The following is a 24,556-nucleotide window of genomic DNA, read 5'->3' on the forward strand; positions in this document are numbered from 1 at the left end:
TAGGAGTGGTAAAGATGATAGTAAAGGTGAATAATTTGGTGAAAAGATATAAAGAATTAATTGCTCTTGACCATTTTAATATGGAAGTAGAAGAAGGAGAAATTCTAGGGCTTTTAGGGCCTAATGGCTGTGGAAAAACTACAGCTATAAATTGTATACTTTCTCTACTAAATTTTGACAAGGGAGAAATAGAAGTATTGGGAAAGAAGATGACTCCTGATTCTTATGATATTAAAAAACAAATAGGATTAGTACCTCAAGAAGTTTCAGTGTTTGAAAAATTGACAGTGAAAGAAAACATAGATTATTTTTGTGGACTATATATAGAGGATAAAAATCTAAGAGAACAATATGTAGAAGAAGCTATAGAATTTGTAGGACTTAAGAAATATGAAAAATTTTATCCCAAGAAGTTAAGTGGAGGGCTAAAAAGAAGATTGAATATTGCTTGTGGAATAGCTCATAAGCCTAGGCTTATTTTTCTAGACGAGCCTACTGTTGCAGTAGATGCCCAAAGTAGAAATTTTATATTAGATGGAATAAAAAAGTTAAATAAAGAAGGTAGCACTATTATATATACAACCCATTATCTAGAAGAGATAGAAATGCTTTGTAAAAGGATCATTATAATGGATAATGGAAAAAGCTTAGTTTCAGGAACAAAGGAAGAACTAAAAGCTATGATAACTACATCAGAAAAGATAATAGTTGGCTTTTTAAATATTGAGGATGAAACTATTAATAAAATGAAAAATATACCTCATGTAATTGATGTAGAGAAAGATGATGAGTATTACATTATAAAATTTGAAAATGGTATTAACAATTTAGCTAATCTTTTAGAATTTATAAAAGAAAACAATCTAACTTATACAAAGCTTCACAGCCAATTACCTTCATTAAATGATGTGTTCTTGGAGTTAACAGGAAAGGAGCTTAGGGATTGATATGAAAAATATATTTAGAAATTGTATATATCAAGGGAAAAACTTATTTAGGGATTTTGGTTTTTCATTTTGGAGTTTAATATATCCATTAATTATGGCAATTTTTTTCTATACAGCTCTTAGTGAAGTTTTGAATAGTGAACTAGAAAATATAAATGTAGGAGTAGATAGTGAAAATCCCATTGTATATATATTAGAAGAAATTGATTTTTTAAATATTCATGAAATTACCCAAGATGAGATAGTTAAAAAGCTAGATAATGAAGAAATAGATGGATTTATAGATAGGGATTTAAATATAAAAGTTAAAGAATCTGGGATAAATCAAACAATAATAAAAGAAGTAGTAGAGCAAATAAAACAAATGGAAAAACTGAACAGGCCAATTGAAAACTACGATTTTGAAGCAGATTATATATTAGACAGAAATCAAAAGGCAAATTCTTTAGTTATTATTTTTTATTCACTAATTGCAATGGTTTCCACTTATGGAATTTTTGCTGGTATTGAAACGGTGAGTTTAATCCAAGCCAATTTATCTAATATTGGTGAAAGGCTCAATATTACTCCACTAAGAAAGTCTAAGTTCTTATTAGCAGGGGTTATAGTTGCATTATTTCTAAACTTATTTGCAAATGGTATACTAATTATTTTTATAAAATATGCTTTGAAGATTAATTTATTTAATGAAATAAAATATAGTGCTATTTTATTAATAATGGGAAATTTGTTTGGAGTAGCCCTTGGGGTGTTCATAGGTGCTTCTAATAAAAAAAGTAGCAATGTAAAAACTTTAATAGCTATAGCTATAACATTGGCTTTATCATTCCTATCAGGAATGATGAACCCTGAGATTAAAGTTATGATTGATGAAAATGCACCTATTTTAAGCAGAATAAATCCAATTTCTATAATTACTAATAATTTATATAGGATAAATCTTTTAGAAAGTACAAAAAGTGTTGGAGAAGGAATATTAATTTTATCTATTTATTGTATAGTTTTAATTTTCACATCCTATATATTTTTAAGGAGGAAAAACTATGACAGTATTTAAGCATTTTATTAAAATAGCATTGAGAAACAAAGGAGTTATTCTTTCTTATACAATTATATTTTTAATTCTATCAATACTAAATGGTTCTGGTAATGTACAAAGAGAATCTAATTTCATAGAAACTAGGCTAGATATAGGAATAATAGATAACAGCAATAGTGAATTATCAAATAGTTTAAAGGATTATTTAAAGGAAAAGAATAATATAATTGATACTAAGTTAGATGAAGAATATATAAAGGAACAGATTTTTTTAGGGATAGCAGATGCTATAATAATAATTCCTGAAGATTTTGATGAAAAGGTAATTAATAAGGAAAATTCTATTCAGATTTATAATGATGATAGAAAAACAGAATCTTTACAGATTGAAAACCAGATCAATAAATTCCTTACCTTTATCAATGCTACCTATGAAAATGGAGAATATGATTTAAAGGATGTAAAGCTAGCATTAGATAAAAAAACAGAGGTAGAGTTAGTAGAGTCTGATAATAAAGAGAACAATCGAGGTGTTGTTGATTGGTTTAAGTATTATTATAACTTTACTAGCTATGTAATTATGGCCATTTATATTGCGGCAATAGGTTTGGTAATGACTGATTTTACGGATGAAAATATTGGAAGTAGGATGAAAATATCTTCAAAGAAATTTTTACAGTTTAACAAAGAAATCTATTTGGGGCAGCTAACTGTAGCAGGTATGATTACACTAATCTTTATTTTAGGAAGCATAGTCTTAAAAGGTAAATATATTGGAGAGGTTAACTTTGAGAAATATGTGATAAATGTAGTTGTTTTTTCATTTTCAATTTTATGTCTTACATTTTTAATTAATAATATAACAAGAAATAAGTTTATTATAAATGCAATGTCTACTGTGCTATCTCTAGGTACTTCGTTTATGTCTGGAGTAATGGTGCCCCAAGAGGTTCTAGGAGAAAATGTCCTTAAAATAGCAAAGTTTTTCCCAACTTATTATTTTGTAAAAATAAATGAAATGACAGTTAATTCTTTTTTAGATATGAAATATGAGATATCTATGCAATTATTATTTGCTATAGTCTTTTTACTAATGGGATTATATTTTAATAAGGTAAAACAAAAGGCTTGATAAAATAATGTCATACAGTTTTAAAAATAGTAAGATAAAAAGAAAGGGATTTAATAATTTCTAAGGTTGTGTCTAAACTCCATAGGTGTTTCATTCGTAATTTTTTTGAAGACTATATTATAATAGTTTTGATTGTTAAAGCCAACTGAAAGAGCGATATCTAATGCAGATAAATCAGTTTCGAGTAATAACTCTTTACTTTTTTCGATTCTAATTTTGTTTAACATTTGGGTGAAAGTTTTACCTGTTTCTTTTTTAAAAATAGAAGAAAAATATGATTTATTGATTCCAAGATAGTTAGAGATATCACTTAATGTTATTGGTTCATCATAATTTAAACTAATATAATCAATAGCTTTTTTTACATGTAAACTATAAATGTTTTTGTCTATGGATTGTTTTTCAAGATCATATATATTGTCGTCTATTATTTTACGAAGAAGAAAAATTGAGTATTTAATTGAGTCGGTGGGTTTATATACAATACCCATCTTATTTTCTTTACAGGAAGAATAAGGTCCTAAAATAAAAAGAATATTTTCCATACTCTTAGGGTGAATACAGTAAGCTGTAAAGTAAATATTATTTAAACAATGTATGGTTACTAGAGAATTATTTTTATTAGCCAATGTTTGAATTTTTATTTTATTGTAAACTTTATTATCATTAAATATTTTTTTGAATTTTTCATTAAATCCAACTGTATTAATTAAACTGCCATTATGTTCAAAAGCTTGAATTGGTATATGGGTACATAGAAAAAACTTTTCAAGAATTTTATTAATATATTTTTTAATGGGCAACTGAATCCCCCCCTTTAAAATAACCTAAAGATAATTATAAAAACATAAATATTGTCAAACAAGAGATAATTAAAAGATGATATTATTGATAATGATAATCTTTATCATTTAGAATTATTTTTAATAATAGCAATAAAGAAAAGATATGTCAAATTATTTGTACATATACTAAGGAGTTTATATGAAAAAATCTTATTTAGTTTTAATATTAGTAATACTATCGTTAGCCTCAATATTTTTTGGAGTTAAAGAAATAAGTTTATCAGATATTTTGCAATTGAATGAAAAAGAAGTCCAGATAGTAGTTTTAAGTCGAATACCTCGTTTAGTAAGTATAATTGTAGCTGGAATGGGCATGAGCATAAGTGGATTAATTATGCAACAGATAAGTCAAAATAAATTTGTGTCTCCGACAACGGCAGCAACGGTAGATTCTGCTAAACTTGGGATATTAGTGTCTTTAATATTGTTTACTTCATCTAGCTCATTTCAAAAAATGATTATTTCTTTTATTTTTGCAGTAGCAGGAACTTTATTATTTATGCAAATTTTAAAGAAAGTAAAATTTAAAAATACTATCTTCATACCTATTGTAGGTATTATGCTTGGAAATATTATAGATTCAATAACTACTTTTATTGCTTACAGATTTGATTTGGTACAAAATATTTCTTCGTGGTTACAGGGGGATTTTTCTATGGTAATTAAAGGTAGGTATGAACTTCTATATATAAGTATCCCTCTTGTATTTATTAGCTTTTTATATGCTAACAAATTTACTGTTGCAGGAATGGGAGAAGATTTTTCGGCAAATCTAGGACTTAATTATGACAGAATTGTAAATCTAGGGGTTATTATAGTAGCTTTGATTTCAGCCGTAGTTATAATTACAGTTGGAAGAATACCTTTTTTAGGGATTATAATACCTAATATAGTCAAACTATTTCATGGAGATAATATGAAAGAAACCATAGGTTATACAGCTTTACTTGGTGCAGTATTTCTTTTGTTTTGTGACATATTGGGTCGCATAATTATATACCCTTATGAGATTTCCATTAGCCTCACAGTTGGAGTAATAGGAAGTTTCATATTTCTTCACTTATTAGTGAGGAGGGGAATTAATGGATAATAAAAGAAAAATAAGCTTTTTCATTATTATATCAACAATATTAATACTAATTTTTATATTCTCAGGATTAAATAGTAACAATAAATATTATTTTCTCTCTAAGCGAATACCAAAAGTAATTGCAATTATAATAACAGGAGTTTCTATAGCTTTTTCTTCAATGGTGTTTCAAACTATTACTAATAATCGTATATTAACTCCTAGTATATTAGGACTGGATTCTTTATACATTTTTATTCAGACTTTTATCATTTTTGTTCTTGGCTCTGGCCATATAATAGTGACGAATAATAATTTAAATTTTATTTTATCAGGTAGTTTAATGATATTTTTTTCAGCATTAGTATATAAGTTTTTATTTAAAAAAAATCAAAATGATATTCTTTTTCTTTTACTAGCTGGATTAATATTAGGAAGTTTGTTCCAAAGTTTATCTTCTTTTATGCAAATGTTAATAGATCCTAATGAGTTTTTACATGTACAGGATATTATGTTTGCAAGTTTTAATAATATAAATGTTAAAGTTTTATGGATAAGTAGTTTGTTAGTATTTATTCTAACTATATATACTTATAAATATACTGAAATCCTAGACGTTTTATCCTTAGGGAAAGAGCAGTCTATTAATTTGGGCATTAATTATGATGATATCGTAAAACGAATGTTAATAGTTGTGTCCTTATTAATTTCAGTATCTACAGCTTTAGTTGGGCCAATAACATTTTTAGGATTATTAGTAGTGAATCTTGCTCGGGAATTTTTAAGTACATTTAAACATAGATATCTAATGGCAGTATCTGGTTTAATAAGTATAGTTGCTTTACTTGGAGGCCAGTTATTAGTTGAACGAGTGTTTAATTTTAGTACACCTATAAGTGTAATAATAAATTTTATTGGAGGTCTTTATTTTATATATCTTTTAATAAAGGAGAATAAGATATGATTGAAGTAAAAGAAATAGTAAAGCAATATGGGGATAAAAATGTTGTGGATAATTTATCTATGAAAATAATGAAAGGGAAAATCACTTCTTTTATTGGGCCTAATGGGGCAGGTAAAAGCACATTATTATCTATGATAAGTCGACTTATTCCCAAAACTAGTGGAGAAATTTTTATAGAAGGAAAAGAAATAGGAGAATGGGATGATAATGAACTTGCAAAAACAATATCTATATTGAAACAATCAAATTATATAAATATAAGATTGACAGTTAGAGAACTTGTTAGCTTTGGAAGATTTCCTTATAGTCAAGGGAAAATAAATAGGGAAGATATAAAGTATGTTGATAAAGCCATAGAATATATGCAGCTTAGAAGTATGCAGCATAAGTATTTAGAAGAATTAAGTGGTGGGCAAAGGCAACGAGCATATATAGCAATGGTTCTTGCTCAAGATACGGAATATATACTTTTAGACGAACCACTTAATAATTTAGATATGAAACATTCTGTAGAAATAATGAAAATATTAAGGGGTTTGGTAGATAAGCTAGGGAAAACCGTTATTATAGTCATACATGATATTAATTTTGCTTCTTGGTATTCAGACTATATAGTAGCTTTAAAAAATGGGAAAATAGTAAAAAATGATAAAACTAATCAGATTATTGATGAAAAGGTTTTGAAACAAATATATGATTTAGATTTTAGGATACAAGATATAGAAAGCAATAAGATATGTGCATATTTTTAATAAAAAATATTTAAATAATGAGGTGTAAATAATGAAAAAAAACAAAGGTTTAATTTTATTATTAATGGTGATAATATCTGCTTTAGCTGTAACAGCATGTAATACTAAACCATTACAAGAAGGAAATAAAGAAGTTAGTAAAGATAATAGTGAAGGAAAGAGTATAGATAAATCTATTACGATTAAACATGAGTTAGATGAAACCACTTTAGATAAAAAGCCAGAAAAAGTAATTGTATTTGACTATGGTGTTTTAGATGCTCTTGATAAAATGGGTAAAGATATAATAGGGTTACCAAAGAAGTCAATTCCAACATATTTAGACAAATATAAAGAAGATAAATATGAAGATGTAGGTTCTTTAAAAGAACCAAATTTTGAAAAGATATATGAACTTAACCCAGATTTAATTATTATATCAGGAAGACAAGCGAAATTATATGATGAATTTAAAGAAATAGCTCCAACAGTATACTTAGCTATAGATGGTGAGGATTATATAGGTTCTTTTAAAGATAATATGGAGATATTAGGACAAATTTATGAAGAAGAAGATTTAGTAAAAGCTGAAATAGAAAAGGTAGAAAGTGCTATAAATGACTTAAAGAAAGAGGCAGAAAAAAGTGATGAAAATTCTTTGTTAATTATGGCTAATGATGGAGATATTAGTGCTTATGGAGAAGGGTCAAGATTTGGTATTTTACACAAAGAATTTGGATTAACTCCAGTAGATAAAAATATAGAATCTTCAACTCATGGACAAAAAATAACCTTTGAATATATAGTAGAACAAAACCCAGATTATCTTTTTGTAGTAGATAGAGGGGTTGTAGTTGGAGGAGAAACTTCTGCTGAACAAGTATTAGATAATGATTTAATCAAATCTACAAAAGCATATAAAAACGATAGAATTATATATTTAGATGCCCAAGTGTGGTATGTGTCCTCTGGTGGTTTCACAGGGACTATGAAAATGGTAGAAGAAGTACAATCTGCAATTACTAAATAAAACAGCTCTAAAGATTAAATATTTTTCGAGATAATATCCCCAAAAGATGTAGTAAAAAATGTTATAATAGAGAGGTAAATATGTTTATAATACTACATCTTAGGGGGATTTTAATGAAAAAAGTAACAAGAAAAGAAAAAAAGAGAAAAGCAAAGAAAAATAAATTTTTTCAAGGAATTTATTAAAATTAAAAAGCATTTCTTTAAAGATATGAATTCAATCTTAAAAGGGGTTAAAGACAATAGACATCAAAGCTATATAGAATATGGGTCAGATATAATTTTATTTAGTATGCTCATGAAAAACATAACAGCGCTTGAAAGTATGAATAAAATGACTACTGAATTTAATAGAGACGAGTGTATAAACAATGTGGCAAAGGCATTAGGTTATGATAAATTAGAAGAATTACCACATCATGATACAATTTATTTAAAAATCCTGTTGTGTTTGTAGCAGGATTTTTAAATAATAAAATAAAAAGAATGTTTAAAATTTAGATAATGGGGCAAAATGGAAGTAAGATCATTTTATTTCTTAATAATAGAGATAGAAAAATGTTGACAAAAAATTTAAGTTAAATGATAGTGATAATCAATATTGTACATAAAGAAGAAAATACACTATTAAAAAATTTACAATCTCTACATTCTGTTAATAATTTAGCTAGGGAATTAGGCATCACTGTTTGTAAATTACAAGAAGGATTTAAAGAAATATTAGGTGATACTGTATATGAATATACTAAAAAGCTTAGGATAGAGAAAAGTAAAATTCTCTTGGAAAAGATAGGTATGCTTATTATACCAATTGCAAATGAATTAAGATATGAAAATCCAAGTGAATTTTCTAGTGTATTTAAATCCTATATGAATATGACTCCTTCAGAGTATAGACAGAGGAAAATATAGGGTTTTGCAAGAATAAATTAAACTTTACTTGACTATATATAATGAATTAGATATAATTTTAAAAAGATAAATTAGAACGATTAGGATTTTTATATGTTTTTGTAGTACAGAATCTGTTGAAATAACTCTTAACATTAATGTTAAGGGATTTTTTTAGAAAAGTTTTAGTTGCTAATGATATGCATTTGCGAATAAGCGTTATAATTCATTATAGATATTAATTTTAAAAAATTTAAGGAGGCTTTTCATGAAGAAAACAAAAGTTCTTACTAGTATATTGATATTGACTTTAATACTAACTTTAATTTCTGGTTGTAGTTCAACTAAGGGAAAATCAGTAGAAGGAGAGAAAAAAGAAAAGATAAAAATAGTTACTACTTTATTTCCCCAGTATGATTTTACAAGAGAGATTGTAAAGGATAAAGGAGAAGTAAGTTTATTGCTTCCTCCTGGAGTAGAAGCCCATTCTTATGAACCTACTCCTCAAGACATTGGAAATATAAAGAAAGCCGATGTTTTTGTTTATACAGGAGAATATATGGAGCCTTGGGCAGAAAAAGTAATAAAGAATGTTGGTAAGAATAATATAGTTACTGTTGATTTAAGTGAAGGAATAGATCTTATAGATGAAGATGATCATCATGAAGAAGAACATAGTGAAGACCATGACCATGATAAAGATCATGATCACCATCATCATGGAGGAAAAGACCCCCATATATGGCTAGATCCTGTATATGCACAAAAGATGGTAGATAGTATAGTGGAATCTGTTGTAAAAGTAGATAAGAAAAATGAAGATTTTTATAGGCAAAATGGAGAATCATATAAGAAGAAATTACAAAAACTAGATGAAGAGTTTACTAAAACTTTTGAGAAAACAAAACATAAAAAAATTATATATGGAGGACATTTTGCATTTGGATATTTTGCTAAACGTTATGGATTAGAATATATATCTCCTTATAATGGTTTTACTCCTAATGCAGAGCCTACACCTCAAAGGATAACTGAGCTAATTCAGAATATGAAGTCCTCAGGAATTAAGGTGATATATTATGAAGAGCTAATTGATCCAAAAGTAGCTAATATTATATCAGAACAAACAGGGGCAGAAATGATGTTATTACATGGGGCTCACAATGTGTCAAAGGAAGAATTAGAATCAGGCATATCTTATATAAAAATAATGGAAGAAAATTTAGAAAAATTGAAACAGGGGTTAGTATATAATGAATAATATTATAACTGTAGATAATTTAAATTTTAAATATGGTAGAAATGAAGTATTAAAAAATATTAGCTTTGAAGTTGAAGAGGGGGACTATGTAGGTATTGTAGGGCCTAATGGTTCTGGTAAAACAACATTAATCAAAATACTTTTAGGTCTTATTAATTCTTATGAAGGTCAAATTCATCAAAATATTGCAGATAGAAACTCTATAGGATATGTACCTCAAAAAGGAGTTACAAATGATAGATTATTCCCAGCAACGGTAAAGGAAATAGTAATCACCGGATTATTGTCTAAAAAGAGAGGCACTAAATTTTATTCAAAAGAGGATTATAATAGAGTAGATACAATACTTAACAAATTAAAAATAGGAGATTTGAAAGATAAAAAAATAGGTAATTTATCTGGAGGACAACAACAAAGGGTATTGTTGGCTAGAGCTATGGTATCAAGTCCTAGTATATTGATTTTAGATGAACCTACCAGTGCTTTAGATCCTGAAATAAGGGAAGAATTCTACAAACTTTTGAAAGAATTAAATAAGGAAAATGTCACAATAATCCTTGTATCTCATGATATATTGTCTATAGAGAAATATATAAGTAAAATACTATATTTAGATAAAAAACTAGTCTTTTATGGTAGCTATGAAGATTTTCGTCATTCTAAAGAAATGGTCAAATATTTTGGATTTATCATAAAGGATTAGTATACTGGAGGCATATAAATGGAAAATGTTATTTCTCTAATTTTAGAAGCACTACAATCTGATTTTATATTAAGGGCTATTTTAGTAGGCTCATTAATTGCTATATCCTGTTCTTTTTTAGGGATATTTCTTGTGTTGAAGAAATATTCAATGATTGGTGATGGATTGGCCCATGTAAGTTTTGCAACAATCGCCATTGCATTGCTTTTGAATAAATCTCCACTAGTAGTATCTATTCCACTAGTGATTCTTTCATCTTTTCTAATATTAAAACTTAATGAAAAGGCAGGTTTACATGGTGATGCTGCTATAGCACTTATTTCATCTTTTGCTGTAGCAGTAGGTGTTTTGATCACTAGCGTGGCAAAGGGATTTAATATAGATTTGTTTTCTTATCTTTTTGGCAGTATACTAGTAATTAGCAAATTAGATGTGTTACTTTCAATAATATTATCTACTGTGGTTATATTTATAACATTATTTTTTTATAATAATTTATTTGCTATAACCTATGATGAAGAATTTGCAACAGTTATTGGGTTAAATCCTAAATCTATGAATTATTTAATAACCATATTGACTTCTATTACTGTTGTTCTTGGCATACGTGTAGTAGGTACTATGCTAATTTCTAGTATGATTATTTTTCCTACAGTAACTGCATTACAAATATCTAAAGGATTTAAAGATACTATATTAATAGCATCGCTTATATCAGTGGCAAGTGTGATAATAGGAACTCTTTTATCATATATATTAAATTTTCCAACAGGAGCAGTTATTGTAATTATAAATGCTATTTGTTTTGTTATACTTTTTTCAATAAATAAATTTAACTAAATTTATTTATATCCATATTTTAGCAACAATATATCCACTTCTTTAAGTGGGTGATGAATTGCTGACAATAAATCAGAAAATATGATAAATGTACTCCTAGACTTATAAAACAAGGGAGGGATAATGGGTTCTTGGACAATCCAAATATGTTTAAGGATTACCTAAATACTTTAGGTCGAAACTTAAATACCAAATAACGTATGAATCTCCTACTTCTAAACGAAGTGAAAGTGGGAGAGGTTCAAGAAGAAATACAATCATTTCTTGAAGGGTGATGAGTTAAGTGGAAGAGCTCAAAGATAATAAAGAATTTTTTAAAGAGCATGGGATTAAGAACACAAAGCAAAGGAATATTATATTTGAAGTATTGAAACAAGCAAATACACCTCTCACTGCAGAACAGATTTTCTTAAAAGTTAAGAAAGTAGATAAATCTATTAGTCTTTCAACTATATATAGAGTACTTAATACTTTTATATCGAAGGAAATAGCAGTAAAGCTAACTATAGTAGAAGACAACACATCTATGTTTGAATTAAATCGAATAGATCATGAGCACTATTTAGTGTGCATGGGCTGCAATAAAACTGTAGATATAGGGCACTGTCCTCTTGGAGTTTATGAAAACTCCCTTGAAGAAACAACTAACTTTGACATTGTGGGACATAAGTTTGAGATATATGGCTATTGTCCCGAATGTAAAAATAAAGAAAGATTAACTAAAAATTAAGTGTAGGCTAGATGATAGCTTGCACCTAATTTTTTTATTTTTTTGGATCAATAATAATATGTACAATTAAATGGAACAAGCAACATCGTGGACGATTTAGAAAACATTTATCATTTACTTATATATTTTTTATAGGAGTGAAAATATTAACATTGTATAATGGTATCTTATAACATATAATAAAAATAATCATAAAAGGATATAAATAAAATTTATGTAAAGAGGTGAAGATATGGAACTATTCAATGAACCAATAATAACCATAAGAGGATTGAAAAAAAGTTTTGGTACAAAAAAAGTATTAAAGGAAATAAATTTAGATGTATATAAGGGACAAATTATAGGATATATAGGTCCAAATGGTGCTGGCAAAAGTACTACAGTAAAAATAATGCTAGGACTTATTGAGGATTATGAAGGAGAAATAAAGATTTTGGGACAAGATATATCTAATGGAGATGTAGAATATAAAAGTAAGATAGGATATGTTCCTGAAACAGCAGAAATATATGACAATTTAACTGGAAGAGAATATTTAACTTTCATAGGTGAACTTTACGGTCTTGATTATGATGAAGTTGATGAAAAAGCACAAAAATTAATGGATTTATTCGGACTAAAAAATGTTTATGACTCCAGAATATCTTCTTATTCAAAGGGAATGCGACAGAAAGTACTTATAATATCAAGTTTATTAAATAATCCTGATATACTATTTTTAGATGAGCCATTAAGTGGTATGGATGCTAATAGTGTTATGGTTTTTAAGGAGGTATTAGCTGAATTGGCATCTCAAGGAAAGACTATATTTTATTCTTCCCACATAATGGAGGTAGTTGAGAAAATAAGTAATAGGATAATTTTAATTAATGATGGACAAATTGTTGCCGATGGAAGTTTTGATGAATTAAAAGGAAAATCTATAGAGGGTTCATTGGAAGAAATATTTAATGAACTTACTGGATTTAAAGAGCATAAAGATATTGCAGAAGAAATTGTATCTATAGTGCAAGGGGTGTAGTGTATGAAGGACTTTAAAATATTAAAATTTCTAGATAAACTTAAAGGACTGTTTGAGAATCTTGGAGTAGATTATTTTGTTATGCGAAGAATACTCCAAGTTAAACTTACCTTAGATGAAAGAAGAGTCCCTACAGTTACAATGAATAGTTCCTCTAAAAAGAAGAAAGGAAATAGATTTGTAGGATCACTACTTGTATATATACTACTTGGGTGTATATTAATTCCCTTTGTTATTTCCCAAAATAACTATCTATTTCAAATGAGCTTTTTATTTGGAATATTGATATTTATGATGTTTACTACTTTGGTTTCAGATTTTTCTTCTGTACTTTTGGACTTGAGAGATAAGGATATAATTCTTTCAAAGCCGGTAGATGATAAAACTTTAAATGTAGCAAAGATTATACACATATTGATATATATGTTCTATGTAACATTTTCCTTTACAGGGCCGGCATTGATTGTGTCTTTATTTAAAAATGGATTTCTATTTTTTATATTATTTCTAATAGAAATAATACTTATGGACTTTTTCATAGTAGTTTTGACTGCATTGTTATATTTGTTGATACTTAAGTTTTTCGATGGAGAGAAACTTAAAGATATTATAAATTATGTTCAAATAATTTTAACAGTAACTTTATCTATAGGTTATCAATTAATAGGTAGATTATTTGATTTTAGTGATATTATGAATATTAATTTTGTTCCTAAATGGTGGCAATATTTAATACCATCTATGTGGTTTGCTGGACCTTTTGAATTAATAATAAAAAATAACCGGAATTTTCATATAGTATTATTTTCAATTTTAGCATTTATAATACCTATATTATCAATAATTATATATATAAAGTTGACTCCTTATTTTGAAAGCAATTTACAAAAGCTTAATAATAGCAGTGGAAATATGAAAGTTAGAGGTAAAGGGCTTAACTATTATTTGTCAAAAGTAATATGTAGGACTAAAGATGAAAGAACCTTTTTTAGGTTCGCTACCAATATGATGAAAAAAGAAAGGAAATTTAAACTACAAGTATACCCATCTTTAGGATTGGCTTTAGCTTTTCCATTTATATTTTTATTATCAGATTTAAAAGCCCAAGGATGGGATGCTATAGCAATTAGTAAGAGATATTTCAATATATATTTTATTGCTCTTATAGTTCCCACTGTGATCATGACTATGGGGCATTCAGATAAGTATAAAGGGGCTTGGATATATAAAGCAGTATCTTTTAAAGGTACGAAAGATATATTTAGAGGAACTATAAAAGCTTTTATTGCAAATTTTTTACTTCCTATGTATATTTTCCAAAGCATAATATTTATGCTTATATTTAAGGGAAGTATACTTTTAGATTTAATAATAGTTTTTTTAAATATACTATTATTTATTGTAATTTGTTTCAGAGTGTCAAAAACAGCTTTGCCTTTCTCTGAGCCTTTTGATACAGTTAACCAAGGTAAGGGATTGGCTATTATACCATTATTTTTAATTCTACTTATTTTAGCGGGTATCCATTATGGGGCAACGTTACTTACTTATGGTAGATATATTAATATAGCTATATTAGTTATTTTAAATATAATTATATGGAGTAAGGGGTTTAACATATCTATGGAAAAGTTAAGTCAATAGCTAATATGATATAATCTAAATAGTTCGATATATAGAGGTGAACTAAAATGTTAGATATAATCAATGTAGCTATATGTGAAGATGAAAAAATACATGTGGAACTCCTAGAAAAGTATGTAGCTAACTGGGCAAAAGAAAGAAATATGAAGGTTAGAATTGAAGTATTTTATAGTGCAGAAAGTTTTAATTTTAACTGGATTATGGATAAAAGATATGACATACTTTTATTAGACATTCAAATGCCAGGACAAAATGGAATTGAACTAGCAAAAACTATTAGAAAAAAAGATAATATTATAAATATAATATTTATCACTGCCCTTTCTGATTATATTGGAGAAGGCTATAATGTGGAAGCAATAAATTATTTAATTAAACCAATAGAAGAGAAAAAGCTATATGAATGCTTAGACAGGGCAGTTGCAAGAGTTCCAAAATTAGAGAAGATAATTCTCATAAAGGATCAAGGAGAGATTCATCGATTAGTTCAGGATGAAATAATATATATTGAATCCTTCGGTCATGATTTAGAAATAAATACTACAAATGAAAAATATATTACTAGAAAAAGTTTGAGTATAATGGAAAAAGAATTAGATGAAGATATATTCATAAGATGCCATAGATCTTATATAGCTGGACTAAAGCATATAAAAAGAATAAGCAAGAATGAATTGGAACTAGATAATGGTGATATAATTCCTATTAGTAGAAGACAGTACTCTAAAACGAATATGGCATTTATAAAATATTTTAGAGGTGTAATAGATGAGTAGGGAAAGTCTACTAATTACTATTGGAATTATTTTAATTTTAATCGCCATTATTTTTTTCATAATTAAATATATAATATCTAAATTAGTAGATAGACGTATTGCTAACTATCAAGAAGATCTCATTACAAAGCATTATAACGAAGTTGAAAATATATATAGACAAATGAGAGGTTGGAAACATGATTATCATAATCATATACAAACAATGAAGGCTTATATTTCTTTGGGTAAATATGAAGATATAGAGGAGTATCTTAATGATTTAGATAGAGATTTAACTGAAATAGACACAGTTTTAAAAACAGGAAATATAATGGTAGATGCTATATTAAATAGTAAATTGTCTATAGCAATCAATCAAAATATAAATATTAATGCAAAGGCAAAAGTACCAGAAAATATTCAAATATCAGAAGTAGATCTATGTGTTATCATTGGAAATCTAATGGATAATGCTATTGAGGCTGCAATCAAACTAGAAAATCTAGATGATAGATTTATAAGGATATACATAAGAGAAATAAAAAGCCAGTTATATATTTCTATAACTAATTCTGCAAAAGGTAAAGCAAAAAAAGTGAATATGAGATATATAAGTACAAAACTAGGGAAAAATCATGGTTTTGGACTGAAAAGAGTGGATAGAATAGTTAGTAAATATGATGGTTTTATAAATAGGCAATCTGAAGAAGGTGTATTTGCAACAGAAATAATTCTACCATTTTAGCACCATTGATGTCATAATTGTGACCACTGGTGCTTTTTTATATATAAAATAAGTTCTAATGGTATTATATAGTTGAGGTGATAAAAATGATAGATACAAATACTAGGAAGTCCAAACCTAAATATTCAACATGGGAAAATACCATCTATTTACTTAAAAATATATGGAGATGGGATAAGTTATTATTTTTATTATCTGCAATACAAGTTCTCGCCAAAGTGTGTATTCCATTATTAGAAATTTATTTACCTAAGGTATTAGTTGATTCTGTCTTGGAAAAAGTATCTCCTTTACAATTGATAGGAAATCTTTTTTCACCTATTATAGGAATTATTATTCTTAATATTATATTAAAAGCTTCATCATCTAATATATTAGGCAAGAAGATTTTTCATAGAATGAAATATTCAATTTTACAAATGGATAAAGCTATAGATACAGATTTTGAAAATATAGATGGTCCGAAAGGACAGGAAAAATTTATAAAAGCAAGCATGGCTACTAATTCTAATAGTTCTGCTACTGAGGAAATAATAGATACTAGTATAGAATTTTTTTCAAATATTCTAGGATTTATACTATATACAGGTATAATATCTACAATTCATCCTCTAATAATTATATTTATAATCATATCATCTTTTGTAAATTATTTTATAGGAAAGTACGTGAATAATTATGAGCATAAAAATAAAGACAATTTAGCACCTATAGAAAAAAAGCTTAGATATATAAGATATAAAACAGGAGACTTTCAATCAGCAAAGGATATGAGACTTTATAATATGTCTTCTTGGTTTCAAGGTATGTATGATAAGCTTTTGAAAAAAAGAATATATTTCCAAAAGAAAAATATACTCCATAGGTATTTTGCTAATATTGTTGATGGGATATTAATCCTTTTAAGGGATGGCATAACCTATGGATTTCTCATATATTCAGTTTTATATAAGAATATGAATATAGGAAATTTTGTTCTATATTTTGGGGCAGTATCTGGTATCTCTACATGGCTTTCTGGAATTGTAAAAAATCTTAATTCTTTAAATGCTATTAGTCTTCAGAACAATGATTCAAGGGAATTTTTAGAGATGGAAGATAATATGAATAGAGGGATAGGAATTGATTTACCAAAGTCTTATGAATTACCCTGTGATATAGAACTTAGAAATCTTTATTATAAATATCCTGAATCAAAAGATTATACTATAAAAAATATAAATCTTCATATTAAAAAGGGAGAAAAATTAGCATTAGTAGGAGTTAATGGTGCTGGGAAAACTACTTTAGTAAAGCTTATTTGTGGTTTATATACTCCAACTAAAGGTGAAATATATATTAATGGTAAGAAAAGCACTCTCTACAACAGGGACGAATATTATACAATGTTTTCTGTAGTATTTCAAGATATTTACTTATTGCCTATATCCATAGAAAAAAATATTGCGTTACAGCCAGAAGAAGATATTGATAATGGAAAGATAGATAAAGTTTTAAATCTATCAGGACTTATGGGAAAAATAAACTCCTTACCAGAGGGTAAGAAAACCCTATTAGTCAAATCAATATCTGATAAAGCTATAGAACTATCAGGAGGAGAAATGCAAAAGTTAATGCTTGCTAGGGCTTTATATAAAAATGGGCCCATTATAATATTAGATGAACCAACTGCTGCATTAGACCCTATAGCCGAGAATGAAATATATAAAAAATATGATGAGTTAACAGAAAATCATACTAGTATTTTTATATCCCATAGACTATCTTCTACTAGATTTTGTGACAGGATAGTATTTATAGAAGATGAAAAAATAATAGAAGAAGGAAATCATTATGACCTTATGAAAATGGATGGTAAATATAGAAAAATGTATGACACTCAATCATATTATTATAAGAATGATATAGGTGGTGAAAATTATGCCTAAGAATAAACTTAAATATAGTATAAAAACTTTAAAAATTGGATTAATGGAAGTTCATAAACTTCAATCTTGGATAGTACCTATTACTATATTTGATTCTGTTTTCAAATCTATAGCTCCTTTTATCAATATATATATGGTAGGAAAAATTATTGATAGATTGTTAAAGACAAAAGATATAAATAATATTATATTTTTAATAGGCTTAACTATAGGATTGAATTTTATTATTCATCTTATATCTAATGGTCTTGAGCACTTACATACTATATTGAAAGATATAATGATTCAAAACCAAGATATGAAAATTAATGAGAAAATAATAAATATGGATTATGAACATATTGAAAATCCAAAAACACATACTCTTCGTACAAAAATATCAGAAGCAGAAAATATGAATGGTGGTGGCATTATAGCTTTTGTACGCTATTTAGGAGAATTGGTTAAGGGCTTAGCTACAGTTATTATTTCAATTATAATTGGTGCAGGATTATTTAAACTAGATATGACAGGAGTTGGATATTTAAATTTTATAAATAATAGAATTTTTTCCTATGGATTCTTAGTATTAGTTTTACTAGGAACTATATTTAATTTACATCTAAAAACTATATCAGATAAGAAACTTTTTAAACATTTTAGTGAAATTATGAGTGCTAATAGAATTCTTGCTTTCTATTATGAAAGAATTCAAGACTATAATGCTGGCAAAGAAATAAGATTATATAATCAGAGAAAAATATTTAATGAGGAAGTAGGAGGGTTTATCCAGAGCTTAAAGGGCTTATTTAAAAAAATAGAAAGTATGAATACAAAATATAGTGGAATAGATGCATTTATATCTTCCTTATTGGGTGGGATGGTATATATTTTTGTAGGGTTGAAAGCTATATCAGGAAGTATATCAGCAGGTAGTATAGTCCAATATACAGGAAGTATAAATCAATTTATGGCTGGAAGCACAGAAATTTTAACGTCAATTAATAATATTATAAACAATAATCAATATCTACAATTGTACATAGATTTTTTAAATATAGAAGGGGAGAAGTACAAAGGTACAATACCAGTGGAAAAGAGGGATGATAATGAATATGAGATAGAATTTAGAAATGTATCTTTTAAATATCCAGGAACAGATGAATATGTATTAAAAAATGTTTCTGTAAAGTTAAATATAGGAGAACGCTTAGCTATAGTAGGAATGAATGGATCAGGAAAAACTACTTTTATTAAACTTCTTTGTAGATTATACGATCCAGATGAAGGAGAGATACTTCTAAATGGTATAGATATAAAAAAATATGATTATGAAGAATATATGGGGCTATTTTCTATAGTATTTCAAGATTTTAAGCTTTTTTCATTTTCATTAGGACAAAATATAGCAGCAGCAGTAGATTATGATGAAAAATTTGTAGAAAAAGTTATAGAAGATGTTGGCTTTATTGACAGATTGGAAACTATGCCAAGAGGAATATCTACGCCATTATATAAAGATTTTGATAAAGATGGAGTAGAGATATCTGGAGGAGAAGCTCAAAAAATAGCATTGGCTAGGGCTTTATACAAGGATTCACCTATTATAATATTAGATGAACCAACTGCTGCATTAGATCCTATAGCAGAATTTGAGATTTATTCTAAATTTAATGAAATAGTAGGTACAAAAACTGCTTTTTATATATCCCATAGGCTTTCATCTTGTAGGTTTTGTGATGAAATAGCAGTATTTCATGAAGGAAGCATAATACAAAGGGGGGACCATGAAGATTTGTTAAAAGATGAAGATGGGAAATATTATGAACTATGGTATTCTCAAGCTCAATATTATAATGAAGGAGAAACTGCATAGCCTATATTATTATTTATGTACCTAACAAAATTGTAAGTTATAATATGAAACTGAAAGAGAAATCAATTTAAAGATTTCTCTTATTTTTTTATAATATTTAATAAAGAAATGAAATTTTAATCGTATTGTAAGATTTTATTAAGCTAAAAGTAAGATTAAAGTTTTATAATAAAATGTAGAAATACAAAAAATAATGTATATATAATGCAGTAGAAATTTATTTTATTTCGTTCTAATTAATAGATAATTAATAGATAATTAATAGATAATTAATAGATAATTTTTAGATAGTATAAATCCATAAATTAATTTCAAATCATTAAACCGAATTTAGCAAAGGATGAGGATATATGAAAAAAGTACTTATATTTACAGCTTCTATAGGTGGAGGTCATAATGAAGCTGCATCATGTTTAGAAAAAGAATTTGTTAAACATGGTTTCATAGCTAAGAAAAGAGATGCATTATGGGAGGTAAATAGGAAACTAGAATCTGTCATTTTTCACTCTTATAAAATTTTGATAGATAAATTTCCCAAGGTGTATGGAAATTTATATGATATTAGTAATAAAAGGAAGACTAATAAATTAATGACTGAATTAGTTTTGAAGATTTCTAAAAATAAAATATACAATATAATTTTAGAAGAAAAGCCAGATTTGATTATTTCAACTCATTGTTTTGTAATAGGAGCAATAGGATATTTGAAAGAAGAAGGATTGATAGATATACCATTTATTTCTGTAGTAACAGATTTTCAAGCTCATCAAACTTATATAAATAAAAATGTAGATGCTTATATTGTGAGCAGCGATCATATAAAAGAATCTTTAGCCAGACATGGTATATCTAGAGATAAAATATTTTCATATGGTATACCTATTAAAAATGAATTTCTAAATAGAACTGATAAAAAACCTATTAAGAAAAAAGCCTTCCAAATATTATTAATGGCAGGAAGCTTGGGACATAAGGATATGAAAAAGGTATTGAAGGGTATTACTAATATAAATGATAATTATCGTATTGTAGTAGTTTGTGGCAATAATGAAAAGCTAAGAGAGTCTATACAGAAGGATTATGCTAATTTAATACAAAGGCAGAAGATTATACTTTATGGATTTACAAGAAATATTCCAGATATTATGGAAAGCTCAGATATAATCATAACTAAACCAGGAGGGCTAACTGTTTCTGAAGCAATAGCTAAGAAACTTCCTATAGTTGTTCCTTACTATATACCAGGTCATGAAAAGGAAAATCTTGATTTTTTAATAAAAAGTGGACTAGCTATTTATGTAGATGGAATAGATAATTTAAAAGAACTAATAAAATCTATCATGAGGGATCCTAAAAAATTAGATGATATCAAAAAAAATATGGAGAAAGCATGCAATGGATTTTGTCCTGACAATATTGTTTATCTTGGTGAAAATTTAATTGAAGATTTTAATTATGGAATGGTTTTTAGCAATGGATTCTAAAGTGGATATATTAATTTTAACAGCTAGTTTTGGTGCTGGACATGCATCGGCTTCTTTAGGTATTAAGGAGCAGATACAAAGAATAGATCCATCCATAAGTATAGAAATTGTAGATATATTTCAAGTATTGTTTCCTAAATTATCAAGAGCTATGTACAAAGGTTACAATGTTTTAGTTAGGAATAATCCAAAACTATATAACTATTTTCATTATAGAGGAAATGAAAAACCAAGATCTAATATGAATAAAATTTTTAGTAGACCTATTTTAATCGGGCTAAAAGATTATATTCTAGATATTAACCCTAAACTTATTATTTCTACTTTTCCAATAGTATCCCAATATATTTCTGATATAAAGGATATTTATGATGTTTCAATACCATTGATTACCTGCATTACAGATGTAGTTAATGGATGGGAATGGATAGCTCCCAATTGTGATAAATATTTTGTAGCCACTAAAGATGTGGAAAAAGAAATGTTAAAAATGGGTATAAAGAGGGAAAGGATTGTTGTAACAGGAATTCCATTGAGAAAAGAATTTTTAAAATCTCTAAAATCTTCTTTTAATATTTCCCTACCTGAGGAACATATTTTGTTAATGATTATGGGAGGAGGTATGGGGTTAATACCAGAAGATGAAGGTTTTTATAAATGGCTCAATAGTTTAAATAAAATTACAGCCATAGTACTGACAGGCAAAAATAATGATTTATTTGAATCTATTTCTGCATGGAATCTAGAAAATATTATACCTCTTAAATACACCAATGAAGTAGCCCCCTTGATGTTACAATCAGATTTGCTGATAACTAAAGCAGGTGGAATTACAGTATTTGAGGCTATTGCTTCTAGTTTACCTCTTATTATATATAAACCAGAATTAGGACAAGAGTTAGAAAATATGAAGTTTATCCAAGAAAAAGCAATAGGTAGAATTGCTTTTAATATAGAAAGTTTGAAATGTATTATTACAGATTTCATTAATAATCAAAATGAGATTATTGAATATGAAATAAGAATGGCTAAACTTAGATACGATATAAATATGAATGTTTTGGCTAAAGAATCTATTAAGTTAATGAAGAATTTTTAGTAGGAGATGGTTAAATGAAGGCTTATACAATAGTTGGAGTGTTAGCTTTTATAATATTTCTATATGCTGGTTTGCCTAGTCTTTATTTTAGGCATTATTCATCTTCTGTAAAAAGAAAATTTTCTAGTAATAACAGCATTTTTTTAACATTTGATGATGGACCAAATCCTGCCTATACATTAGAGATATTAGATTTACTTAAAGAATATAATGTTAAAGCAACATTTTTTGTAGTTGCTAGAAAGGCAGAAGAACATAAAGAAATAATTGATAGAATAGTAGAGGACGGTCATACTTTGGCTATGCATTCCTATAGTCATAAAAGTGCATGGCTGTCTACTCCATGGCAAACTAAAAAGGATTTTGAAAAGTCTATGTCAATTTTCAATAAATTAGGTTATGAGATAAAATATTTTAGACCACCTTGGGGTGTGTTTAATGGGTTTACCCAGTATTATTCAAGTAAAAACGGACTAAAGAGTATATTTTGGACCATAATTACCGAAGATTGGAACCCTAAAGCTACTGTAGATAGCACAGTCCATAAGATTCTTGATAATGTAGAATCAGGAGATATAATAGTTTTGCACGATAGTAATCATAAAGATGATAAAAAAGATGCACCTAAAAATACTATAAAAGCTTTAGAGACTATTATACCAGCACTATTAAAAAGAGATTTCTATTTTAAGACTATAGAGGAAGGTATGGAAAGTAATATATGAAAAAGACATTAAACTATATTATATTAATAACTTTAATAGGATTAACAGTTTGGCTATTAATAAATAATAATGATCTATCTGTTTTTCCTCAATTGATAGTTAAGACAAATAAAACTTTTTTATTATTAGCTTTTTTGTCTATGGTATTATTTTGGACATGTGATGCTTATATAATATATAAAATGAAAAGTACATTAAATATTGGGGGAAGTTTTGGTTCAGCATTTAAGCTGGCTATGATTGGTCAGTATTATAGTGCTATTACACCATTTGCTACTGGTGGACAACCTGCTCAGGTATATTCATTAGTAAATGATGGTGCTCAAGTGGGAACTGCTTCTTCATTAATGGTAACTAAACTTTTAATATATCAGATTGCAGTTACATTTTATTCAATATTTATGTTTTTAGTTAAGTTTAGTTTTTTATCACAAAGAGCAAAGCTTTCTTTACCTTTTGTAATAACCGGATGTTTGTTTAACTTTATTGCAGTATTGTTAATAATAGGACTTTTTTATAATGAAGAATTAATAAGAAAGATATTCTATAAGTTTTTTATTATTGGATATAAATTAAAGTTAATAAAGGATACTGAAAAATTAAAGGATAAATTAAATACCCATCTTTCTGATTATAAGATTAGCATAGATAATATAAAAAAGGATAAGAAATCTTCTTTAATATTGATTATAGCTACTTTTATTCAATTAACCTTTTATTTTTCAATAACTTACTTCGTGTACTTAGCGGTTGGGTTTTCTAAGGCACGTTATTTAGATATTATTGCAATCCAATCACTACATTATATGGCAGTATCACTTATGCCTACACCTGGTACTGTAGGTGCAGCTGAAGGTGGATTTTATATTCTATACAATAGTATATTTCCTAAAAATATAATAACCTTTGCCATGGTACTGTGGCGATTTATAGATTATTACTTTGGTATTATAGTTGGTGGAACTGTTTCATTAGTTGATTTTATTTTAAGAAAGAGTAATAAAGTTAAACATGTAGTCTAAAATCAAAATACTCCCCCTATGATATTAAGATTTTTTTATTTAATCTGTTTACCATAGGGGGAATGTATTAGTTATTATTAGAGGTTTTTATTTT

24 protein-coding genes are annotated in these 24,556 nt (G+C 27.1%); 23 read left to right on the forward strand and 1 reads right to left on the reverse strand.

Annotation, left to right across the window (positions count from 1 at the left end):
• Window positions 1–14 precede the first annotated feature (14 nt).
• Genes NSA23_RS12225 through NSA23_RS12235 form a run of 3 tightly spaced genes read left to right on the forward strand, consistent with a single transcriptional unit; the run spans window position 15 to window position 3,118 of the window.
• Window positions 15–947, forward strand: a complete 933-nt coding sequence (locus tag NSA23_RS12225) for an ABC transporter ATP-binding protein (protein WP_042678877.1) — start codon at window positions 15–17, stop codon at window positions 945–947.
• A gap of 1 nt (window position 948) precedes the next feature.
• Window positions 949–2,004: an ABC transporter permease gene (locus NSA23_RS12230; protein WP_042678876.1), complete on the forward strand. Its 1,056-nt coding sequence runs from the start codon at window positions 949–951 to the stop codon at window positions 2,002–2,004.
• Window positions 1,991–3,118: an ABC transporter permease gene (locus NSA23_RS12235; RefSeq protein WP_042678875.1), complete on the forward strand. Its 1,128-nt coding sequence runs from the start codon at window positions 1,991–1,993 to the stop codon at window positions 3,116–3,118. The genes NSA23_RS12230 and NSA23_RS12235 overlap by 14 nt, the downstream gene beginning before the upstream one ends.
• A gap of 50 nt (window positions 3,119–3,168) precedes the next feature.
• Here the strand turns inward: NSA23_RS12235 and NSA23_RS12240 are convergent, their stop codons facing one another.
• Window positions 3,169–3,921, reverse strand: coding sequence for a helix-turn-helix transcriptional regulator (locus NSA23_RS12240; protein ID WP_042678874.1), 753 nt, complete (start codon window positions 3,919–3,921; stop codon window positions 3,169–3,171).
• Between the two features lie 181 nt (window positions 3,922–4,102).
• Here NSA23_RS12240 and NSA23_RS12245 point away from each other — a divergent pair, with 181 nt between their 5' ends.
• The 20 genes from NSA23_RS12245 to NSA23_RS12340 all read left to right on the forward strand — a co-directional run bounded on the left by NSA23_RS12245 (window position 4,103) and on the right by NSA23_RS12340 (window position 24,462).
• A complete protein-coding gene (locus NSA23_RS12245) occupies window positions 4,103–5,053 on the forward strand; it encodes an ABC transporter permease (protein ID WP_042678873.1) in 951 nt (316 codons plus the stop codon).
• On the forward strand, window positions 5,046–5,996 hold the full coding sequence (locus tag NSA23_RS12250) for an iron chelate uptake ABC transporter family permease subunit (protein WP_042678872.1): 951 nt from the start codon (window positions 5,046–5,048) through the stop codon (window positions 5,994–5,996). The genes NSA23_RS12245 and NSA23_RS12250 overlap by 8 nt, the downstream gene beginning before the upstream one ends.
• Window positions 5,993–6,748, forward strand: coding sequence for an iron ABC transporter ATP-binding protein (locus NSA23_RS12255; RefSeq protein WP_042678871.1), 756 nt, complete (start codon window positions 5,993–5,995; stop codon window positions 6,746–6,748). The genes NSA23_RS12250 and NSA23_RS12255 overlap by 4 nt, the downstream gene beginning before the upstream one ends.
• Window positions 6,749–6,779: 31 nt before the next feature.
• Window positions 6,780–7,757 carry a siderophore ABC transporter substrate-binding protein gene (locus NSA23_RS12260; protein WP_042678870.1) on the forward strand — a complete coding sequence of 326 codons (978 nt, stop codon included), beginning with the start codon at window positions 6,780–6,782 and terminating at the stop codon, window positions 7,755–7,757.
• 210 nt (window positions 7,758–7,967) lie between these two features.
• Window positions 7,968–8,213, forward strand: a complete 246-nt coding sequence (locus tag NSA23_RS12265; RefSeq protein ID WP_042678869.1) for a DDE transposase family protein — start codon at window positions 7,968–7,970, stop codon at window positions 8,211–8,213.
• 125 nt (window positions 8,214–8,338) lie between these two features.
• Entirely contained in the window at window positions 8,339–8,668 is a 330-nt protein-coding gene (locus NSA23_RS12270; protein WP_050069692.1) for a helix-turn-helix domain-containing protein, read from the forward strand.
• Window positions 8,669–8,915: 247 nt separating this feature from the next.
• Complete coding sequence (locus tag NSA23_RS12275; protein ID WP_042678868.1) at window positions 8,916–9,908, forward strand: metal ABC transporter solute-binding protein, Zn/Mn family; 993 nt, start codon at window positions 8,916–8,918, stop codon at window positions 9,906–9,908.
• Window positions 9,901–10,611 (forward strand): metal ABC transporter ATP-binding protein, encoded by a 711-nt coding sequence (locus tag NSA23_RS12280; protein ID WP_042678867.1) that lies wholly within the window; start codon window positions 9,901–9,903, stop codon window positions 10,609–10,611. The genes NSA23_RS12275 and NSA23_RS12280 overlap by 8 nt, the downstream gene beginning before the upstream one ends.
• Before the next feature lie 18 nt (window positions 10,612–10,629).
• The gene (locus NSA23_RS12285; protein WP_042678866.1) at window positions 10,630–11,451 is read left to right on the forward strand and encodes a metal ABC transporter permease; all 822 of its coding nucleotides are present in this window, start codon (window positions 10,630–10,632) and stop codon (window positions 11,449–11,451) included.
• 283 nt (window positions 11,452–11,734) lie between these two features.
• A complete protein-coding gene (locus tag NSA23_RS12290; RefSeq protein ID WP_042678865.1) occupies window positions 11,735–12,181 on the forward strand; it encodes a Fur family transcriptional regulator in 447 nt (148 codons plus the stop codon).
• Window positions 12,182–12,413: 232 nt separating this feature from the next.
• Complete coding sequence (locus NSA23_RS12295; protein ID WP_042678864.1) at window positions 12,414–13,202, forward strand: ABC transporter ATP-binding protein; 789 nt, start codon at window positions 12,414–12,416, stop codon at window positions 13,200–13,202.
• A gap of 3 nt (window positions 13,203–13,205) precedes the next feature.
• Window positions 13,206–14,846 carry a hypothetical protein gene (locus NSA23_RS12300; RefSeq protein ID WP_042678863.1) on the forward strand — a complete coding sequence of 547 codons (1,641 nt, stop codon included), beginning with the start codon at window positions 13,206–13,208 and terminating at the stop codon, window positions 14,844–14,846.
• A 47-nt stretch (window positions 14,847–14,893) separates the two neighbouring features.
• Window positions 14,894–15,622, forward strand: a complete 729-nt coding sequence (locus NSA23_RS12305) for a LytR/AlgR family response regulator transcription factor (RefSeq protein WP_050069691.1) — start codon at window positions 14,894–14,896, stop codon at window positions 15,620–15,622.
• Window positions 15,615–16,349, forward strand: a complete 735-nt coding sequence (locus NSA23_RS12310) for a sensor histidine kinase (protein WP_042678862.1) — start codon at window positions 15,615–15,617, stop codon at window positions 16,347–16,349. Before NSA23_RS12305 ends, NSA23_RS12310 begins: the two co-directional genes overlap by 8 nt.
• An 86-nt stretch (window positions 16,350–16,435) precedes the next feature.
• Entirely contained in the window at window positions 16,436–18,277 is a 1,842-nt protein-coding gene (locus NSA23_RS12315; RefSeq protein WP_257490585.1) for an ABC transporter ATP-binding protein, read from the forward strand.
• Complete coding sequence (locus tag NSA23_RS12320) at window positions 18,270–20,132, forward strand: ABC transporter ATP-binding protein (RefSeq protein WP_257490586.1); 1,863 nt, start codon at window positions 18,270–18,272, stop codon at window positions 20,130–20,132. The genes NSA23_RS12315 and NSA23_RS12320 overlap by 8 nt, the downstream gene beginning before the upstream one ends.
• 350 nt (window positions 20,133–20,482) lie before the next feature.
• Window positions 20,483–21,616 carry an MGDG synthase family glycosyltransferase gene (locus NSA23_RS12325; RefSeq protein WP_257490587.1) on the forward strand — a complete coding sequence of 378 codons (1,134 nt, stop codon included), beginning with the start codon at window positions 20,483–20,485 and terminating at the stop codon, window positions 21,614–21,616.
• Window positions 21,588–22,715: an MGDG synthase family glycosyltransferase gene (locus tag NSA23_RS12330; RefSeq protein WP_147524963.1), complete on the forward strand. Its 1,128-nt coding sequence runs from the start codon at window positions 21,588–21,590 to the stop codon at window positions 22,713–22,715. The genes NSA23_RS12325 and NSA23_RS12330 overlap by 29 nt, the downstream gene beginning before the upstream one ends.
• Window positions 22,716–22,729: 14 nt before the next feature.
• A complete protein-coding gene (locus NSA23_RS12335; RefSeq protein WP_042678857.1) occupies window positions 22,730–23,440 on the forward strand; it encodes a polysaccharide deacetylase family protein in 711 nt (236 codons plus the stop codon).
• Window positions 23,437–24,462, forward strand: a complete 1,026-nt coding sequence (locus NSA23_RS12340; RefSeq protein WP_042678856.1) for a lysylphosphatidylglycerol synthase transmembrane domain-containing protein — start codon at window positions 23,437–23,439, stop codon at window positions 24,460–24,462. Before NSA23_RS12335 ends, NSA23_RS12340 begins: the two co-directional genes overlap by 4 nt.
• Window positions 24,463–24,556: the final 94 nt, after the last annotated feature.

It is taken from the genome of Anaerosalibacter massiliensis (genome assembly GCF_024623155.1).
GTDB lineage: Bacteria > Bacillota > Clostridia > Tissierellales > Sporanaerobacteraceae > Anaerosalibacter > Anaerosalibacter massiliensis.

Bases quoted from the DNA above. Each gene is read 5' to 3' on its own strand.
- NSA23_RS12225 (WP_042678877.1), top strand. From the start codon at position 15: ATGATAGTAAAGGTGAATAATTTGGTGAAAAGATATAAAGAATTAATT.
- NSA23_RS12230 (WP_042678876.1), top strand. From the start codon at position 949: ATGAAAAATATATTTAGAAATTGTATATATCAAGGGAAAAACTTATTT.
- NSA23_RS12235 (WP_042678875.1), top strand. From the start codon at position 1,991: ATGACAGTATTTAAGCATTTTATTAAAATAGCATTGAGAAACAAAGGA.
- NSA23_RS12245 (WP_042678873.1), top strand. From the start codon at position 4,103: ATGAAAAAATCTTATTTAGTTTTAATATTAGTAATACTATCGTTAGCC.
- NSA23_RS12250 (WP_042678872.1), top strand. From the start codon at position 5,046: ATGGATAATAAAAGAAAAATAAGCTTTTTCATTATTATATCAACAATA.
- NSA23_RS12255 (WP_042678871.1), top strand. From the start codon at position 5,993: ATGATTGAAGTAAAAGAAATAGTAAAGCAATATGGGGATAAAAATGTT.
- NSA23_RS12260 (WP_042678870.1), top strand. From the start codon at position 6,780: ATGAAAAAAAACAAAGGTTTAATTTTATTATTAATGGTGATAATATCT.
- NSA23_RS12265 (WP_042678869.1), top strand. From the start codon at position 7,968: ATGAATTCAATCTTAAAAGGGGTTAAAGACAATAGACATCAAAGCTAT.
- NSA23_RS12270 (WP_050069692.1), top strand. From the start codon at position 8,339: ATGATAGTGATAATCAATATTGTACATAAAGAAGAAAATACACTATTA.
- NSA23_RS12275 (WP_042678868.1), top strand. From the start codon at position 8,916: ATGAAGAAAACAAAAGTTCTTACTAGTATATTGATATTGACTTTAATA.
- NSA23_RS12280 (WP_042678867.1), top strand. From the start codon at position 9,901: ATGAATAATATTATAACTGTAGATAATTTAAATTTTAAATATGGTAGA.
- NSA23_RS12285 (WP_042678866.1), top strand. From the start codon at position 10,630: ATGGAAAATGTTATTTCTCTAATTTTAGAAGCACTACAATCTGATTTT.
- NSA23_RS12295 (WP_042678864.1), top strand. From the start codon at position 12,414: ATGGAACTATTCAATGAACCAATAATAACCATAAGAGGATTGAAAAAA.
- NSA23_RS12300 (WP_042678863.1), top strand. From the start codon at position 13,206: ATGAAGGACTTTAAAATATTAAAATTTCTAGATAAACTTAAAGGACTG.
- NSA23_RS12305 (WP_050069691.1), top strand. From the start codon at position 14,894: ATGTTAGATATAATCAATGTAGCTATATGTGAAGATGAAAAAATACAT.
- NSA23_RS12310 (WP_042678862.1), top strand. From the start codon at position 15,615: ATGAGTAGGGAAAGTCTACTAATTACTATTGGAATTATTTTAATTTTA.
- NSA23_RS12315 (WP_257490585.1), top strand. From the start codon at position 16,436: ATGATAGATACAAATACTAGGAAGTCCAAACCTAAATATTCAACATGG.
- NSA23_RS12320 (WP_257490586.1), top strand. From the start codon at position 18,270: ATGCCTAAGAATAAACTTAAATATAGTATAAAAACTTTAAAAATTGGA.
- NSA23_RS12325 (WP_257490587.1), top strand. From the start codon at position 20,483: ATGAAAAAAGTACTTATATTTACAGCTTCTATAGGTGGAGGTCATAAT.
- NSA23_RS12330 (WP_147524963.1), top strand. From the start codon at position 21,588: ATGGAATGGTTTTTAGCAATGGATTCTAAAGTGGATATATTAATTTTA.
- NSA23_RS12335 (WP_042678857.1), top strand. From the start codon at position 22,730: ATGAAGGCTTATACAATAGTTGGAGTGTTAGCTTTTATAATATTTCTA.
- NSA23_RS12340 (WP_042678856.1), top strand. From the start codon at position 23,437: ATGAAAAAGACATTAAACTATATTATATTAATAACTTTAATAGGATTA.